Source organism: Tenacibaculum xiamenense, assembly GCF_964513065.1.
In the GTDB taxonomy this organism is placed as follows: domain Bacteria; phylum Bacteroidota; class Bacteroidia; order Flavobacteriales; family Flavobacteriaceae; genus Polaribacter; species Polaribacter xiamenense.
The window spans coordinates 210,532-228,811 of sequence record NZ_CAZEQU010000005.1 but is presented as its reverse complement, the minus strand read 5'-3'; the positions used below and the strand labels follow the sequence as shown (position 1 = coordinate 228,811).

Sequence of the window (18,280 nt, the reverse complement as noted above, 5' to 3'; positions counted from 1 at the left end):
TACTGAAACTACAAAAGAATAGGTGAAAAACATTGACTTTATCAAAAAAAACAATCATTTATGATAGAAAGATTACTACTTAAACATTTAACCAAAACAGGAAAGATAGCCTATTTTGTAGGTATAATAATCTCTTTTATCCTAGTCGCTTATTATATATTTGAGATTATGGGAAAATCACTAGAATCTGGAAGAGATCATTTTGTCATAGGAATCGTAACTGTAAATATTATTTGGGCAATTATTTGCTACTTTTTATGGAGAAAAGAAAAGGAAGAAACAAAAGAATAGTGAGATATTCATAGTAAAACATAGTGAATTTGATTTTGCCAAAATCAAATTCACTACTAGTTTCATTCTACTTTAATTTCGCTTAAAAGTTCTTATCCTATTACCTCTCTTAAACTCGTATAAAAATCACTCAATACACTTGATTTTCAAAATAATATACCTTAACTTTAATATTCCAATTTCAAATAGAAATTTAAACCTTATCAAAGAATACTTGTCTTAGAGTTTGGGAGCTCTCTAATTATAAACCGTAAATGTTGAAATCAATGATCTTGTTATAGATTATGAATTAATGATTTTCAACATAAAAATCATTAATTATGAGATTCTTGTGCTCCATTGTTTTAGTAGCTTCAATCTTCTGCAACTCCGATTCCTCAAAGAGTAAATCCAAACCCAATATCATCCTAATTAACATTGACGATATGGGGTGGAAAGATACTGGCTATCAAGGAAGCGAATACTACGAAACTCCCAATATTGATAATTTAGCTAAGCTCGGAATGTCATTTACCAATGGTTATGCAGCTTCATCAAACTGTGCACCGAGTAGAGCTTGTTTAATGACAGGTAAATGGGCTCCCAGACACGAAATTTACACCGTTGGATCTTCTGAAAGGGGAAGCCATAGAGATAGAAAACTTATTCCTATCAAAAACACAAAAACTTTGGGTAAAAACCACAAAGTTTTTCCAGAAATTCTGAAATCGAATGGATATGAAACTTGTCACGCTGGTAAATGGCATTTAAGCAATAATCCTCTAAGCTTTGGTTTTGATAAAAACATTGGAGGAGGACACAACGGGAGACCTAAAAGCTATTATCCTCCATATAAAAACATAAACATAGAAGGAAATTCTAAGGAACATTTGACCGATGTAATTATGAGTAAAGTGTTGAATTTTGTCGATTCTGTGAAATCCCCATTCTTTCTTTACTACGCTCCTTACGCTGTACACACTCCAATTACACCTGTAAAAAACCTACTGAATAAGTACAAAGCAAAACAAAAGTCAAATGGACAGAATAATGCCGAGTATGCAAGTATGATAGAAAATCTAGATCGGAATATTGGACTACTCATATTAAAGCTTCGAAATAAAGGCATTTTAAATAATACAATTATAATTCTCACATCCGACAATGGTGGTTTATATGGTATTACAAAACAACCACCTTTAAGAGCAGGTAAAGGAAGTTATTATGAAGGAGGTATAAGAGTTCCGTTTTTATTTGTTTACAAATCCAAAATACAGACAAATTCTAAAAACAATACTCCCATTACTCAGCTGGATTTATTCCCTACTATTTTAAATTATGCAGGTATCGATTATTCTAACTTGAATTTGGATGGAGATAATCTTTCATCAATTCTAGAAGGTAACACTCAAACTTTCAATCGTTCACTTTACTGGCATTTCCCAATTTATTTACAAGCATATAACAAAGATCAAAATGAAAATAGGGATCCTTTATTCAGAACTCGTCCAGGTTCGGTTATTCGATATGGAGATTATAAGCTTCATTATTATTTTGAAAACAATGAAGTAGAACTTTACAATTTGAGCAATGATATTGGAGAAAAGAAAAACCTTGCTTTTAATAAAGTAAAAAAGAAAGAAGAAATGCTTACACTATTGAAAAACTGGTGGCAAAAAACAAAAGCACCAATCCCTACTGAATTAAACCCTCACTATACTCACTAATACAAGGCACAATGAATCAAATAAAAAATATACTTGTAATAACAATTTTATCAGCTTTTCTATTTAATTGTTCTAACTCAAAAAACCTAAAGAATTCCAAAACTAATTCACGACCAAATATCATCTATATTTTGGCTGATGATTTAGGCTATGGCGATCTAAGTGTAACCGGTCAAAAGAAATTCTCAACTCCTAATATTGATCAATTAGCAAAAGACGGAATGCTTTTTACTCAACATTATTCTGGCTCAACTGTTTGCGCCCCTTCCCGATCCACTTTATTAACAGGAGAACATACGGGACATACTTTTATCAGAGGAAATAAAAGTGTTCAACCAGAAGGTCAATACCCTTTAAATTCATCATCGGTTACTGTTTCTGAAATTTTAAAAGCTAACGGCTATATCACAGGAGCTTTTGGTAAATGGGGATTGGGAGACCCTTCTTCGGAAGGAGATCCAAACAAACAAGGTTTTGATGTATTTTACGGTTATAATTGTCAGCGAATTGCTCATAACTATTACCCTTATCATCTTTGGCACAATCAAACAAAAATTTTATTAGAAGAAAATACTGGCACAAATACAAAAGTTTATGCTCCAGAAATCATCCATAAAAAAGCGCTAGACTTCCTAGAAAAAAACAAGGACACTTCTTTTTTCATGTACTACCCCTCTATTATTCCACATGCCGAACTTGCAGCTCCTGAAAAATATATGAAAAAATTTAGAGGAAAACTCCTTCCTGAAAAAAGTTATAAAGGTGTTGACAGTGGTAAGCGATACAAGAATGGTGGTTATGGTTCACAAAAAGAACCAAACACGGCTTTCGCCGCTATGGTATATTTATTAGATGAGCAGGTTGGCCAAATTCGAAAAAAAGTGGAAGATCTTGGTATTGCAGAAAATACCTTGATCATATTTACCTCTGATAACGGTCCTCACAATGTTGGTGGAAAAAACTCAGATTTTTTTAATAGTAACGGAAAGTTTAAAGGTTATAAACGTGATTTATATGAAGGAGGAATTCGTGTTCCTATGATTACATATTGGCCCGGCACCATTAAATCTAATACCACCTCTAATCATGTTTCTGCTTTTTGGGATTTTTTACCCACAATTTGTGATCTTACGCAAATAACCACCCCAAAAGAAACTGACGGTATTTCGTTTTTACCTACCTTATTAGGAAAAAAACAAAAGCAACATAAGTTTTTGTATTGGGAGTTTATTGAGAAAGGAGGAAAACAAGCAGTCAGAATTAATAATTGGAAAGGTGTTCGTTTAAGCATGACCAACAATCCAGAAGCTCCAATTGAATTGTATGATTTAACATCGGACATAGGTGAACAAAACAATATTGCTGATAAACATCCTGAAATTGTAAAACAAATAGCAAACATTATGAAAGAACAACATAACTATTCGGAAGTATTTCATTTTAAGTATGAAAAGTAGTATTATCTTCTTGAATGAATATTTTAGAAACTAAGAATAAGTCTTTATATTAAACTCATTATTTAACTTAAGAATGAAAATAAAAAGACTACAGATATATTGCTCTAATTTAAACAATCAGATAACCTTCTACACTCAAAAAATAGGGCTAACGTTAGTTGAAAAATCGAATCATAAAGCAATAATCCAGATCGGAAACTCAGAGTTAACACTGGTTAAATCAGACAAATTTAAACCTTATCATTTTGCCTTCAATATTCCTTCTAATAAAGAAATTGAAGCCTTAGAATGGTTAAAAACCAGAGTTAAGATTTTAAAGGATGGTAATGCCGAAATACAAGATTTCCAGTCATGGAACGCAAAAGCTATCTATTTTTACGATCAAGATCACAATATTGTGGAGTTGATTGCCCGTAAAAACCTTAATAATCAAAGTACAGATTCATTCAGTGGAGATTCCATATTCGAAATTTCCGAAATAGGACTTCCTGTGAATAACATCGAAAGTATCTATAAAGATATTCATAAAACTACTGGAATGGCTATATATTCTGGTGGATTGGAAAGGTTCTGCGCTATTGGAGATGAAAATGGTTTATTTATTTGCATCAATAAACAAATTAAAGATTGGTATCCAACAGGCGACAAAGCTTATTCCTCTAGTTTTGAAATTGAATTCATAGAACAAGACAACTTTTTTAAAATGGTTTTTAATAATGGAAAAATTGAGACACTATTCAAATAAAAAATATTCAAGCTTGTTTATCGTTGTTCTCGCATAGACTCTAACGTAAATAAAAAACATATTTAGTTAATATTAGCCTAGTAAATAACTCATGATAACACTTTGTGTCCTTTCAGGTAACACCTTATTATAACCAATTAAAAGCCCTACTGAAAATGGTTAAAAAACAATTTATCAAAACGTTCCTTCTTCATTTTCTGGAAATAAATTATCACTTAACGATACACTATAGGTAAAGGCATTATTGAAATTATTCAAATTCAGAATCGCTTTATATTATCTTTATCGACATTATACTTAACTCCTCTCTCAAACTAATTAGAAAACTAAATAAATCAAATAATCATTTTATTCTAAATTTCTACTTTTCTAAAACTCTTATTTATCAAGAAATTAAAAATAAAAAACATACAACCCTGCATAAAAGCTTAATTTTCAGTATATTTATAAAGCTAAAAAACAATCCATCCTAAACTTAAAATGAAATCGACAATCATTTGAGAGCTGAAGAGACTCTCCTGATATTAATTGAATCACTAATAAAAACCCCGAATTATGTTCTCTATTTTTTCAAATATTTATTTCGCGAAAAGATCAAGTTCTCCTAAAAACTTTGTAAATGAATTCATAAAAGATTATCATAAATGGAATGAAATCGCAGTAAAAAACCAAAGTACTACTCAAGATTCTTCTAGTGTTATTAATGAGGCTAAACAGAATTATTCTAAAAAGATAGTTGAAAAGTATTGTCATGAAGATTTCCAAGGACAACCCATTTCTTTTAGTGATGATACTGCTCATCATCCAAAAAAAGAAATAATAACTTCTGAAAATATTCAAGGCGATGAAGCTATAGTTATGACTAAGATGAATAAAATGCACAATTTTGAAGTTGACTATGAATATCGCCTAGTTAGAAAAAACAAGAGATGGTATTTATCTGCTGTTGATTATGTAGATGGGAATTGTAAATGGCCTTGTCTGTAACAATATAAATAGATTTGTAGTATTAACATTTGTTAACCTTCATTAAGTTTAGTTAACGTTTTTCATTAGAGGAAAATAGTATTATTGTTTCCCCTAATGAAACTACAATCTATGAAATCATTTTTCTACTTTTTAACTTGCTTATTTGTATCAATACAAGGCTATTCTCAAGAAGAAATCCATTTTGAAATATCTGAGTATAATTTGTTATTTACAACCGTTGAAATTAACAACAAAAAGTACAAAGCTCTTATTGATTTCGGAGATTTTGCTAAACTGCAACTGTCAACAAAACTCATTACTAAACTGGGTATTAAAACAGAAAAATCAGACATTATCATGTCTGATATAAATGGAAATCAATATGCCCTTGAAAAAGGAATCATAAAAAAACTAAAAATTGATAAGATCTCTGAAAACAACATTGAATTTTTCTCAGCCAAAAACGAAATTGAATCCGTTAGTAAACAGGTTGGAACTATCTTCGAAATTGTTATTGGATTCGGGTACTTTAAAAACAAGAATTTTATATTAAACTTCAAAAAAAATAAAATCCAACTTTACAAAAAACCTATTAATATCGATGGTTTTAACTCGTCTATCAATAGTGATTATGGTTACTTAATTAGTGAATTTAAATCGACAAAAAACGAGACTTTCCGACTACTTTTTGATACTGGTACTCCTGTTTCCAAATTAGACAACAATTCTTTAAATCTATCAATAAAAGACTCAACTGTAACTTTTCAAAACACGCAATTCCCTAGTAGATTAACGAAGGTCACTTCTAATAATAAAAGACTTTGTCTAAATATGGAAAGTGCTAATCTAGAAGAGTTAAAACCTCTAAATGTCAACGGTATATTTGGTGTAAATGACATGCTAGGTAAAATATTTATATATAACAACGAAAACAATTCTCTGAAAATCATTTCAAACACCCAAAACCTTAACAAAATACCAATTTTTAAACAATAAATTAAAATAAAAACTAGTTTTATAACATAATTTATACGGTAATCTCAATATTTAAAAGCAACAGAGTTGCATTTAAAAAACATTCTAGTATATTTATAACTAAATAAGCTACAGACCTTAACGGTCTATTTAATAAATATAATTATAATGTTACAAAGAAAATTTGATCAAACCGTGAAAAAACACTTCCCAAATGCCAAGGATGCTAAGGACACATCCATCCATTATTTAGGGAAAATGCACATTGAACATAACATTGATATCTCCAAAGTATTAATGGCTACCTCTGTGTGCTCAGATGACATTAACGTTCCATCGACAACTTTTTTTAATGTATTATTTGGTCCTTTTATTATGGGAGGATTGGGAGGCATCCCATTTGTTGGCCAAACAGGAATGACTGCATTTGCACATCATATCCCTGATAACGGAAGTGCTTTTATTTTTTACGGTCCCCATATTGGTATAACACCAGAAGGTCATTTAGGTAAAATGTACAGACCAAGACAAGAAGAAATGGGTAATTCTTGTGGTGCATTAATGTTAGCCTTAAGCAGACTGAAAAACAAAGACTATGAACCAACTATTAATGATGAAGATTATCAGCAAATGAAGCTTGAAGAAAGCTTACTTCCTTATAGAGAAGAAATTCTTAATCATGAAAATCAACAAAAGGCCATTACTGAGGCTACATATAAGATTATTGACAAACAAATTCATGAGCATATAAAAGCTTGTAAAAAGGAATTTCACGTTGATACCATTACTTTACTCGGAGGAATTGTAATCAATACTGACTACGGATTAGACGACTATTTTGACGTTAGAAACTTTGAAGTAATTGACGTTAAAAGTCTCTAATATTATTATTGTACCGGGAAGTAAACATCCGACAAATTAGAAGATCGTAAAACAAAAACAAAGAATACCACCGTAAAACTGTTGGTTATTCTTTGTTTTTTATTTTCTAAACGAATGTTTTTGTAACCTCCTTCATTCAATTTTCGTCAGAGGAATATATTCTCAAACTATATTTAATGAAAAAAACATTTTTCCTCATACGACTATTTGCAATTTTATTACTTACCTCGTCTTTCTTGAACGCGCAAGATTTAGATAGGATAGACCGTCTTTTAAATCAATGGGAGTTTACTTGCCTGAAAGTGATATTTATGTCATCAGTTTAACAAATTGTGATTGCAATTCTCCTACTAAAATAACAAGAGAGATAGCTTTATTAGCGTCTGAAAACTAAAATCCAGCTTTTTTTTTCCTATTTTTCCATATAGTGTGTAAGTGTGCAATTATTTTATCATTATTGCACACTTTTTTAGAGTTTAAATCAGTGAACGGAAAAATATATACACCGAGTAACGACTTAGCAGATTTTGTGATGTGTTATTGGACTTTGGAAAGCTCAATAAATGACACTCCAGAGATAAATACTATTGTTCCAGATGGAACTATGAAGTTTATATTTCACTATGGTGCTACTTATAAACACCATCCTAAAGATGAGCCATCCTTTTTATTACCAAAATGCTTCTTAATTGGTCAACTTACCCAGCCTTATATTGTTGAGCCAACTGGTGAAACAGGTACATTTATTGTTAGGTTTCATCCAAATGGATTTCTTCCTTTTACCAATCAAACAATAAAAAAAATGGAAAATAAAGCCATTCCTTTAAAGGATTTGTATGGAAAAGAAGGAATTCTTCTGGGGAGGAATATTTTGAATGCCTTACATATTGATGAGAGAATTAAAATCATTGAAACGTTTTTAAGAAATAAGTTATCTGATAGAAAAACGATTGACACAATTCTAACTTCGGCTATTGAAACCATTTCAACAGCAAATGGTCAAATTCCAATTCATGAAATCTCGGATAAACTTGAACTAAACAGAAGAAATTTAGCACGTAAATTTTCTTCAAGCATAGGATTAAGCCCTAAACAATTATCGAAAATTATAAGACTTCAAGCGTCCTTAAAAGTTTTACTAAATGAAAAAGATACCACACTCACTGAAGTTGCACATAGCAACGAATACTTTGATCAAGCTCATTTTATAAAAGATTTTAAAGAGTTTACTGGAATTACTCCAAAAGAGTTTTATGGAACTGATTTGAAAATGTCGTTAATCTTTGACAAAAAGCGTTAGTTTCATAGAAGCTTTAGTCCTGTCTCATTTTTACAATTTTTTCATCATGCTAGTTTAGAATTTTGTAGTTCAATTATAAAACAAGCACTTATGAAAAATTTAAATCCTGTATGTTGGTTCGACATTCATGTTGCCAATCTCGATAGAGCAAAAAACTTCTACGAAACCGTTTTTAATATTCAACTCACGGATTTACCCATTGAATGGGGGCGTCAATCTACTTTTCCTTTCGAGAATAAGGGAGTGAATGCCACTGGCGCTTTGGTTGAAAAGGAAAACTATGAGCCTAATGCGAACAATACAATTGTCTACTTTTCTTCAAAAGATTGTACAACAGAAGAAGATAGAACAAAAAATGCTGGTGGAAAAGTTCTAAAACCTAAAACCTCTATTGGAACATTCGGTTTTATTTCTCTTCTTATTGATACGGAAGGGAATATTATTGGTCTTCACTCTACAAATTAAAACAGAAGGTATTATAAATAACGTTAGTCGAAGTTTACAATACCGAAACACAATTATCAACAACGGTTCATCTATATTTTTGAACCGTTGTTATTTTTTTAACTATATTGTTCACATAAAACAATTCTTATAAGATTGTTTTTTGAAAACTAACTAACTCTACTACTATGTTCAAAAAAACGACACTAGGAATATTCGTATTCCTTGCGTTAACCTCTGTTTCCTTTTGTTTTTCACAAGACACGAACTTTCATATTTATTTATGTTTTGGACAATCGAATATGGAAGGTGCTGGAATCATTGAACAAATTGACAAAGTTGTTCCAGAAAACTTCGTTGTACTTCAAGGAGTTGATTGTCCTGACAACAGAAAGAAAGGTACTTGGAGAGCAGCAATTCCTCCATTATGTCAATGTGAATCAGGCTTAAGTCCTGCGGATTATTTTGGTAGAACGATGGTTGAAAACCTACCGAACACTACTAAAATAGGAGTAATTAACGTGAGTATTTCAGGATGCGATATTCGATTATTTGACAAAGAGCTTTACACTTCCTATGATGATACTCATAAAGCAGATTGGTTTAATAATATTGTTAAAAGTTATGGTGGAAATCCATATGAACGCCTAATCGATTTAGCCAGAAAAGCTCAAAAAGATGGTGTTATTAAAGGGATTTTATTACATCAAGGTGAATCAAATACAGGCGATGCAAAATGGCCTAATTATGTAAGTAAAATCCACAATGATCTTTTACATGATTTAAATCTAAACTCAAAAGAAGTCCCTCTTTTAGTTGGTGAAGTGGCCTCTCAAGAAAACAGTTGTTGTAGCTCCATGAATTTGATAATCAATAAAATCCCAGAAACTATTAATAATGCTCATGTAATTTCTTCTAAAGATTGTACGACCAAAGATGTGGCACATTTTACTTCTGAAGGATATCGAGAACTGGGAAAGCGTTACGCATTAAAAATGCTTGATTTATTAAAAGTAGATAACACTAAAAACTAATATTCCAATGAAAAATATAAGTAGACTCATTACCAATATATGTTCGGACAACTTAGAAAAAAGTAAATACTTTTATACAAAGTTATTTGATTTTTCCATTGCTTTTGATAGTGATTGGTTTATACAACTTATCTCTAAAAATAATGGTTTAGAATTAGGAATTATTGACCGCAATAATGAAACTGTTCACAATGATTATCAGAAAAAACCAGAAGGATTCTTTATCACATTTGTTGTTGACAATGCTGATGATTTATATAAAATAGCAAAAAAGGAAGGTTTTGAAGTACTAAGCAAACCTACAGATACCTTTTACGGACAAAGAAGACTGCTTTTGAAAGATCCAAACGGAACTTTGGTGGATATTTCTTCTCCTATAAAAGATTTTCAGTTTAATTAGAAGAAAGGGTCAGTCAGTTGGTATTTATGAACTCCAGTGAATTCTTTATTTCTTCGTTAGAAACTTTAGAATTCGCTCCAGGCTTACTTGCCACTAATGCTCCAGTTACACAAGCATATCGCAATGCCTCTTGTGGTGGTTTATTCTTCAATAATCCGTCGAGTAATGCCGCTAAAAATGAATCTCCGGCACCTACAGTATCAACAACGTCAACTCGTATTGTTTTGCTATGGTAGAAGACTTTCTTATAATACAATACTGCCCCATCTTTTCCTTTAGTCATGCAAATTGCATCCAAATTATAAATTCTGGAAAGAACTCTAAAATCAGTTTCTACATTAGTTATTTCAATATTCAACAACTGGAATAATTCAATATATTCCTCTTCATTAATTTTAAGAAAATTCGTTAACTGCAATAATTCTTTCAAAATGAGTGTATCGTAGTAAGGCGATCTTAAATTGATATCTAACACTTTATAAGGTGCTCTTTTAAGTAATTTTATGAGTGTTTCATGAGATACTCTATTCCGATTGATAAGTGATCCGAAGATAAACACATCAGAGTTTCTTACAATAGATTTCATTCTATCTTCAAACTTGATAAAATCCCAAGCAGCCCCCTCTACAATTATGTAGCTCGCAGATCCATTATCATCCAGACTCACCTGAACTTTTCCTGTAGGATGATTGACCTTTTGTATGTATTCAAGTGACAATCCTTCATGCTTCATAAAAGATAAGATCTCATTTCCTTCAGAATCTTCACCAACGGCACTAATAACGGTTACATCGTTATTAAAAGATTGTAGCCGTAATGCTACATTTAAAGGTGCTCCTCCAATTCTTTTATAAGTTGGAAAAACATCCCACAAAACCTCTCCAAAACAGACTATATTAGACATATGATTTTATTTTGTACGTTTTTAAACTTTTAATTGTAAGCTCTTTTTTAGCAAATAATGACATATTTGTCATTTTATATTTTGGGAAAAAGATCTCCGTAAATACATGTTCTCCTTCATTTACAAAAATCTCTATTGATGTTTTATCAATGACAACTTCCAAACTTAAGCCTTGAACTTCTTTTTCTAATTTATACGTTAGTTTTTCAATCAAAAATTGATTGCTAAAATTCGTATTACCCGCTTTGCTTCTATCAATAAAAAAAGTATTTGAAATAGCATCCAGACCAAACTCCAAACTATCCCCCTTATTATTAGACCATGAAAAAGTATACACATTATCTGATAAATCCTCTAGTTCAATTTTAAAACTAATTCCGTCCGCGAATTCGTCTTTACTAATATCAAAAGTCTTTGTTCTTAATGGTTCATTTAATTCATAAATCAAGTCTGAATTATCAATCAATTCTTTTACTGGAAGTGATTGTAGCGAATAACCTTTACTTTCAACTCTTTTTAAACTCAATTCTCTAGGGATCGTCATTGCTCCTCTCCATTGATATGTGGGAACTTTATCTGCATAGTTCCAATTCGACATCCAACCTATAAACAGTCTTCTACCATCTTCTTCCGGAACATTAGACCAAGTAACTCCAGCATAATTGTCTCTTCCATAATCCAACCAAATGGCTCCATAACGATCAAGTTGCTTTTGAAATTCACTATCAATTACAAACTCAACGCCATCAAAATCACCGATAAAATATTGCGTTCCAGAACCGCCATTGGGTCCTCCCGGATTTATACTTTGCAATAACACCCATTTTTTCTCACCTATTCCATTGACCTGAAGTTGAAAGAAATCAGGGCATTCCCATACACCGCCATGCGCTCCTAAATCTTTACCAAAAGACGATAAATATTTCCAGTCGATTAAGTTCTTGGAGCGATAAAATAAGGTTTTAGCATAAGTAGATAAAACCATTAACCAAGAATTCCTTTCCTCATCCCAAACCACCTTCGGGTCTCTAAAATCTTTTAATCCAGGATTGGGTAAAACAGGATTCCCCTCATATTTTTTCCAAGTAAACCCTTCATCTAAAGAAAAGGCTATTCCTTGTGTTTGATATTCCTCTTCTCCGTTTTTCTCCTTCTCTGGATCATGATAGGTAAAAATAGCTATCACAGGAATTGTATTTCCATCTCCTAAACCAGAAGTATTGTGATAATCAACAATAGCACTTCCAGAAAAAATGTATCCCAACTCATCAGGAAACAAGGCGATATCATGCTCTTCCCAATGTATGAAATCATTAGTGGTTGCGTGCCCCCAATGCATCGGTCCCCAAACATTGCCATCAGGGTAGTATTGATAAAACAAATGGTATGTCCCATTCAGATAAAACATTCCGTTAGGGTCATTCATCCATTTACTCTTCGGAGTAAAATGTATTTGAGGTCGATATAATGTATTTTCCTCTGAGATATTATTATGTAAAGACTTACTACTTTTCAACATAAGAAGACATAGAAGGCATTGCCTTTTTATTAAAATAATTTATTTGAATAGTATTTTGTAGTAGGTATACGAAGCCAATAATCATTTGGTTTTATCCTTTCGATTTAGCTTATTTTCATTCTAAAAGCAATATAAAAATATTTGTATCCAAATGTTAAAAAACAAGCCTTAAACACCTGATATTGAAAGCGAAATCGTTTTCGAATTTTAATTACCTGACTACAAGTAACTTTTCTTATCCTATTAAATTTAAAGAACTCTATTAAACAAACACTTAAACCCTGTTCTTCATAAAAATATGATCAGGAGCTTCTAAGCTATTCAATCGTTCCAACAAAGAATCTGATAATAACGAAAGCCCATATTGATACGAGGCATTCATCCAACCAAAACCTTCACTTGTTATATACTCAAAATCGACTCCTACATTTCCATATTCTGCAAATACTTTATGAGTGGCTTCAACCACATCGTATTTCTCAGGAATTGTCCCATTATAGTCAACTGCGTTTTTGGTAATCATATACAGCCAACGATAAATTACTTCCTGAGCCTCATTCTTAAATCCATAATTTAACAACCCTTTCCAAATCATCATTTGGTGTGGTGCCCAACCATTTGGATAATCCCATTGCCTTTGAGGTCTTTCCTTCGAAATTGCTCCTCTACTTTCTTTTGTACATCCAGCTATCCCACCTTTTTCCAATAATAATGGTAGAATATTTTCCACTAACGCTTCAGCTTGCTCTTCCGTAGCTAAATTACACCATAAAGGAAGCAAAGATGTTGCCGAAATAAATTCAATTTGATTTTCTGTCATCCAGTTATAATCGAAAAAACAATTAGCATTCTCATTCCATAAGTGTTGATTAACAAGTTCTCTTCTATGATTCGCTCTTCCTTCCCAAATTTCACTGGTAAACCCTTCAAAGTTATTATTGAATTCCTCACTAATTAATTCGGCAAAATCAGTCTCATATTTGTATAAAAAAGCATTTAGATCAACCAAATTCAAGTCTGCACAATTACCATCAATTCTATAAGAAGTATCATGTCCTGATTCCCTTACACTCCTATCATGTATAAAATAAGTATCCAAATAATGATTGCTTATTTCTCCATTTACATATTTACGTTCATAATCCGCAATATCAACCCCTAGCTTTTCAGCAAAAGGTGCAAAAACAGCATCAAAATGACCTTCTTCACATTCTGGAGGAATTCCGATTCCTTCAGCCAAATAACGATTCAATCCATTTGATGTTTCCCTTTCCCCTTCAACCATCCAAACAGTTTCATACTCCTTTATTGCTGTTATTAAATGACTCTTAAGCCACTCTTTATCTTTGGTAACTTCATAAATTTCGCGAATTAAAGAAGTATAAAAAGGAGGCTGCGTTCTTGTGAGATAATAACTTCTATTAGCATTCAAAATTTTTCCATAATGCTCAATTTCATATTGAAAATTATCTGCCATTCCCTTTGCCAAATGAACTTTCTTATCAATTAAAAGACCTACCGCTTCAAAATAGCTATCCCATCCGTACATTTCGTTAAAACGTCCACCCGGAACCACAAAAGGAACTGCCTCTATTTCTCCGTTCTTCTCTTCTAATTTTAGACTTAAAACACCGGGTTTCTTATTGATAGACTTCACATATTCTGGTGTGATTTCTTCAGGTAACTTAAGCGTTTCTATCAAAAGTTTAGCTTCTAATTCTTTATAATAATTAAAGGCCAATTCATCATGAAAAGGAACATAAACGGGAAGTCTTTCGGCAGTTAATGATTCGTTCTTCGTATCAGCTATTAAGCGTTCGATACCATCAGCATCCATTGTTCTTGTAAGACCATTCCAGTAATAATCTCTTATCATTCTTGAAACACGCTTTGCAGGCAATTCTTCAATAATAGCTTCCGTTATTTCCAACTCTGTTTTCCCTTCGTTTTTAGCTATCACTAATTCTTGAAGTAAATTGGATAAATGATACGTTCCTTTTATTTCATACGTAACTCCTTCCGAGCTAATAGTAAAAGACTTTGACCCATTGTCTTCGATGGTTATTTTCTTATCTCCATCAGTATCTTCTTGTGCTAGGAGAGCTTTTAAGGTGCTCTCTATTGGAACTCTAAGCTTCATTTTGTTGTACTTTTCTATTTAAAAAGATAATTGCTACTAATATTGCACACATAGGAATTAAGGAAAGATAAAATACTCGATCACCTCCAAGTAAATCGAATAGATTTCCAATAATTACGGATCCTAAGGTTCCTCCAATAGCAGAGAAAAAAGTTAAGATTCCTGCTAAGGCACTATGCTGAGATTTATCTGTATTCGATAATACCGTTGAACTTAATAATGGATATAATGGTGCTAAAAACAAACCTATCATCGGGAATAAAAAAGAAACTAATGGTAAATCACCAATTGAATTCACTTCTTGATTTGGTACATTATTCGCCATTGGTAATACAATGACCACCAAAACAGCTGCTAGAATAAGCCCTGTAATAGCTATATAAAACCATTTAATTTTCTTTACTAATATTCCAGTAATAAACCTACCAACAGCAAATGATGCCATTAATATGACAGCTACTTGAGTAGCTAGCTGCGGTGTAATATGTAAGGTTTCTTTATTAAAAGTAGGTAGCCAAGTCATGATTCCCTGCTCCGTCATTACATAAAAAAATGCAAAGGTGGCGAAGATCCAAATAACAGGTTTCGAAAAAAGCTGAAACATACTCTTAAAATCCTCTTGTATGCTTGTATCCTTTCGCTCAACTTTAATATCAAACTTAGAAAACAAAATAATGAGGAATGATATAGCGATGAGTCCCGCCATTAACAAATATCCTTTGAGCCAATTATTGGGATCGGGATGTTCATAAAAAAGAGGAAAAACTAGGTACATAAAAATAATACCAACCATAAAAGTGGTTTCTATGTAACTCATTAATTGACTGTGATCATTTTTAGATTCTGTTATATATCCAATCAAAGCATATACTGCCACTTTCACTATAGCGAAGGTCATCCCTGTAATGGCAAATAAAATTTTAACAGCCCAAAATGAATTTCCTAAATACATTCCCAAGCAACCGATAAATACAAAGGCAAGACTGATGAGCATTCCTTTTTTATATCCTAATCTTGGAAGAAAAGAACCAATAAGAAAAGATACAAAGGCTATTGATAAATCTTTAAATGGTTCTAATAAGGCGGCATCAGATTTTAACACGCCATAAACTTCTTGTGAACGTTCTACTAAAATTCCTACACTATTTAAAAGTGCAGCAAAAACAAAGTAGATTAAAAACAATGATATTTTAATTCCTATATGTTTCATATTCGATAATTAAATTAATGTCCTGCAATTGGAGGCACTTCAATTCCATTTCCAGAATCTTTCGGTTCTTTTAAACGCAACGCTAAAATTCCTGATATGGTAAAAAATACACCTGCAAACAAAATTGCGTTAATAGGACTGTCATCCAAAACGTACTTTACGATAGGTCCAAAACTTACAGTTTCGATTAACATCGGAATTACAATCATCATATTTACAATTCCCATATACACACCTCTTCTGGTTGCTGGAATCACTTTCGATACCATCGCATATGGAATTCCCATCATGGCTGCCCACCCGATTCCTAATAAGACCATTGGTATTAGTAATAAATATTCATCTTGAATAAAAGGTAATGAAAGCATCGATATTGCTGATAAAAACAAACTCAATACATATACTTTTTTTGATCCAAATTTACTCGCCAAAGGCACTAAAGCTAAAGCCACTGTCATCGTAACAAAGTTGTAAGTTCCATTCATTAATCCTACTTGTGCAAGTGCATCGCTATCACTAATTCCATCAATGGAATGTTTAAGCATAGGAGAAATGAATTGCCAATAAATAAATAAGGCATACCATTGAAAAAAGTAAACTCCTGATAACTTCCACATGAATTTAGGCATGTCTCCAATCGCTTCGGCTGCTTCTAATAAAGGCATCAACAAATGGCCAAACTTCTGAATGGTTTCATTCTCTGGATTGGTTTTGATTAATCGATAAATGAAATACAACCATACAAATGCAATCAATAGCATTATTATCACCAATAGGTTATAGTTTACAAAGAGGTACGGAAAAATATAGCCTAGTCCTAAACCTAAAACCAAAGGAACAGACAACACGATAAACAAAGCACTTAATACTTGAACCAATGGGTTTGGTTTTCCTTCATTAAACTCTTCAATTTCTTTTAACTCTTCTTCAGAAGGTGGTATTTCCGGTGTTTTCATTACTGACCATAACACCGTTCCTATGGACGCAATAGCTCCTAAGAAAAAAGAGTAATATACCCATGTTGGAATGGCATGTAACGTTTCATTTGTTCCAGAATCACTAAACCATTTTTGAAATAGAAATAGCGAGAAATTTGCAATGGTAATTCCAGCTCCTACAAATAAACTCTGCATTTGATACCCAAAGGTCAATTGATTGTCTGGTAATTTATCACCTACAAAGGCTCTATAGGGTTCCATAGCTGTGTTATTTGCAGCATCTAAAATCCATAATAAACCTACAGCAAACCATAATTCAGGGCTAAAAGGAAATGCGAACAAACACAAACTTGCTAAGATTGCTCCAATTAAAAAGAATGGCTTGCGTCGACCATATTTAGAAGACCATGTTTTATCAGAAATAGCACCAATAATCGGCTGAATTAACAAACCTGTTACTGGACCTGCCAAATTAAGCAGTGGTAACTCATCATGATGAGCTCCTAAAAATTCGAAAATAGGATTCACTGCCGATTGCTGTAATCCAAAACTAAATTGAATTCCAAAAAAACCAACATTCATATTCCATATTTGCCAAAAGGAAAGTTTAGGTTTCGTTATCATTTTTAGTTGTTTTAAAAGATTAGTGAATAAAGAAAGGCGGCCAACACACTTCCTGCTATTGGTCCTACAATAGGAATCCAAGCATAATCCCAATTACTCTTGCCTTTGTAAATAATGGTATGAGCCAATCTTGGCCCTAAATCTCTAGCAGGATTTATAGCATATCCTGTTGTTCCCCCTAAGCTTAATCCAATAGCCCAAACCAATATGGCTACTGGTAAAGCTCCTATACTTCCCAAGCCAATTGGGATTTCTGTATTGTTAAATTCAAATGATGCTCCTGTGATGAATAAAATCACAAAGATGAGTACAAACGTCCCTATACATTCCGAAATAAAATTGTGTAGATTATGACGTATGGCTGGAATCGTAGAAAACGTCACCAATTTATCATCATGAGATTCGGTAATTTGATAATGTTGAATGTAAAATAAGTAAACCGTTAAAGCACCTAAAAAAGCACCCAAAACTTGCGCAGCAATATAGGTAGGAACAATTGTCCAACTTATTTTTTCAAGAATAGCCAAACTAAGCGTAACTGCAGGATTTAAATGCGCCCCACTTGAAGGGCCTGCTACCGTTACTCCAATAAAAACTGCAAAAGCCCAAGCAGTAGTTATGACTACCCAAGCATCTCCTCCGTTAAACTTGGTATTCTTTAAAACGACATTCGCAACAACTCCATTTCCGAGTAAGATCAATAAAAAAGTTCCGATAAATTCTGCAACAAAAACACTCATAT

The 18,280-nt window shown here is 32.4% G+C and carries 17 protein-coding genes; 11 read left to right on the top strand and 6 right to left on the bottom strand.

Annotated elements, in window-relative coordinates:
- Positions 1–60: 60 nt before the first annotated feature.
- From ACKTTV_RS01380 to ACKTTV_RS01330, 11 genes are all read left to right on the top strand, one after another.
- The gene (locus ACKTTV_RS01380; protein ID WP_408029010.1) at positions 61–291 is read left to right on the top strand and encodes a hypothetical protein; all 231 of its coding nucleotides are present in this window, start codon (positions 61–63) and stop codon (positions 289–291) included.
- 320 nt (positions 292–611) lie between these two features.
- A complete protein-coding gene (locus ACKTTV_RS01375; protein ID WP_408029009.1) occupies positions 612–1,997 on the top strand; it encodes a sulfatase in 1,386 nt (461 codons plus the stop codon).
- An 11-nt stretch (positions 1,998–2,008) separates the two neighbouring features.
- Positions 2,009–3,454, top strand: coding sequence for an arylsulfatase (locus ACKTTV_RS01370; RefSeq protein WP_408029008.1), 1,446 nt, complete (start codon positions 2,009–2,011; stop codon positions 3,452–3,454).
- Between the two features lie 73 nt (positions 3,455–3,527).
- Positions 3,528–4,199, top strand: coding sequence for a VOC family protein (locus tag ACKTTV_RS01365; protein ID WP_408029007.1), 672 nt, complete (start codon positions 3,528–3,530; stop codon positions 4,197–4,199).
- A gap of 555 nt (positions 4,200–4,754) precedes the next feature.
- Positions 4,755–5,186: an NTF2 fold immunity protein gene (locus ACKTTV_RS01360; RefSeq protein ID WP_408029006.1), complete on the top strand. Its 432-nt coding sequence runs from the start codon at positions 4,755–4,757 to the stop codon at positions 5,184–5,186.
- 111 nt (positions 5,187–5,297) lie between these two features.
- On the top strand, positions 5,298–6,164 hold the full coding sequence (locus ACKTTV_RS01355; RefSeq protein WP_408029005.1) for an aspartyl protease family protein: 867 nt from the start codon (positions 5,298–5,300) through the stop codon (positions 6,162–6,164).
- Positions 6,165–6,311: 147 nt separating this feature from the next.
- Entirely contained in the window at positions 6,312–7,025 is a 714-nt protein-coding gene (locus ACKTTV_RS01350) for a hypothetical protein (protein WP_408029004.1), read from the top strand.
- A 484-nt stretch (positions 7,026–7,509) separates the two neighbouring features.
- On the top strand, positions 7,510–8,325 hold the full coding sequence (locus ACKTTV_RS01345; protein ID WP_408029003.1) for a DUF6597 domain-containing transcriptional factor: 816 nt from the start codon (positions 7,510–7,512) through the stop codon (positions 8,323–8,325).
- Positions 8,326–8,415: 90 nt separating this feature from the next.
- Positions 8,416–8,790: a VOC family protein gene (locus tag ACKTTV_RS01340; RefSeq protein ID WP_408029002.1), complete on the top strand. Its 375-nt coding sequence runs from the start codon at positions 8,416–8,418 to the stop codon at positions 8,788–8,790.
- A gap of 167 nt (positions 8,791–8,957) precedes the next feature.
- Positions 8,958–9,803 carry a sialate O-acetylesterase gene (locus ACKTTV_RS01335; RefSeq protein WP_408029001.1) on the top strand — a complete coding sequence of 282 codons (846 nt, stop codon included), beginning with the start codon at positions 8,958–8,960 and terminating at the stop codon, positions 9,801–9,803.
- A 7-nt stretch (positions 9,804–9,810) separates the two neighbouring features.
- Positions 9,811–10,203, top strand: a complete 393-nt coding sequence (locus ACKTTV_RS01330; protein WP_408029000.1) for a VOC family protein — start codon at positions 9,811–9,813, stop codon at positions 10,201–10,203.
- A gap of 13 nt (positions 10,204–10,216) precedes the next feature.
- Here the strand turns inward: ACKTTV_RS01330 and ACKTTV_RS01325 are convergent, their stop codons facing one another.
- The 6 genes from ACKTTV_RS01325 to ACKTTV_RS01300 all read right to left on the bottom strand — a co-directional run bounded on the left by ACKTTV_RS01325 (position 10,217) and on the right by ACKTTV_RS01300 (position 18,278).
- On the bottom strand, positions 10,217–11,107 hold the full coding sequence (locus ACKTTV_RS01325) for a carbohydrate kinase family protein (RefSeq protein WP_408028999.1): 891 nt from the start codon (positions 11,105–11,107) through the stop codon (positions 10,217–10,219).
- A complete protein-coding gene (locus tag ACKTTV_RS01320; RefSeq protein ID WP_408028998.1) occupies positions 11,100–12,626 on the bottom strand; it encodes a glycoside hydrolase family 32 protein in 1,527 nt (508 codons plus the stop codon). Before ACKTTV_RS01320 ends, ACKTTV_RS01325 begins: the two co-directional genes overlap by 8 nt.
- 274 nt (positions 12,627–12,900) lie before the next feature.
- On the bottom strand, positions 12,901–14,766 hold the full coding sequence (locus ACKTTV_RS01315) for a trehalase family glycosidase (RefSeq protein WP_408028997.1): 1,866 nt from the start codon (positions 14,764–14,766) through the stop codon (positions 12,901–12,903).
- A complete protein-coding gene (locus tag ACKTTV_RS01310) occupies positions 14,756–15,976 on the bottom strand; it encodes an MFS transporter (protein WP_408028996.1) in 1,221 nt (406 codons plus the stop codon). The genes ACKTTV_RS01315 and ACKTTV_RS01310 overlap by 11 nt, the downstream gene beginning before the upstream one ends.
- Before the next feature lie 14 nt (positions 15,977–15,990).
- Entirely contained in the window at positions 15,991–17,538 is a 1,548-nt protein-coding gene (locus ACKTTV_RS01305; RefSeq protein ID WP_408028995.1) for an MFS transporter, read from the bottom strand.
- Positions 17,539–17,549: 11 nt separating this feature from the next.
- Complete coding sequence (locus ACKTTV_RS01300; protein WP_408028994.1) at positions 17,550–18,278, bottom strand: MIP/aquaporin family protein; 729 nt, start codon at positions 18,276–18,278, stop codon at positions 17,550–17,552.
- Positions 18,279–18,280 lie beyond the last annotated feature (2 nt).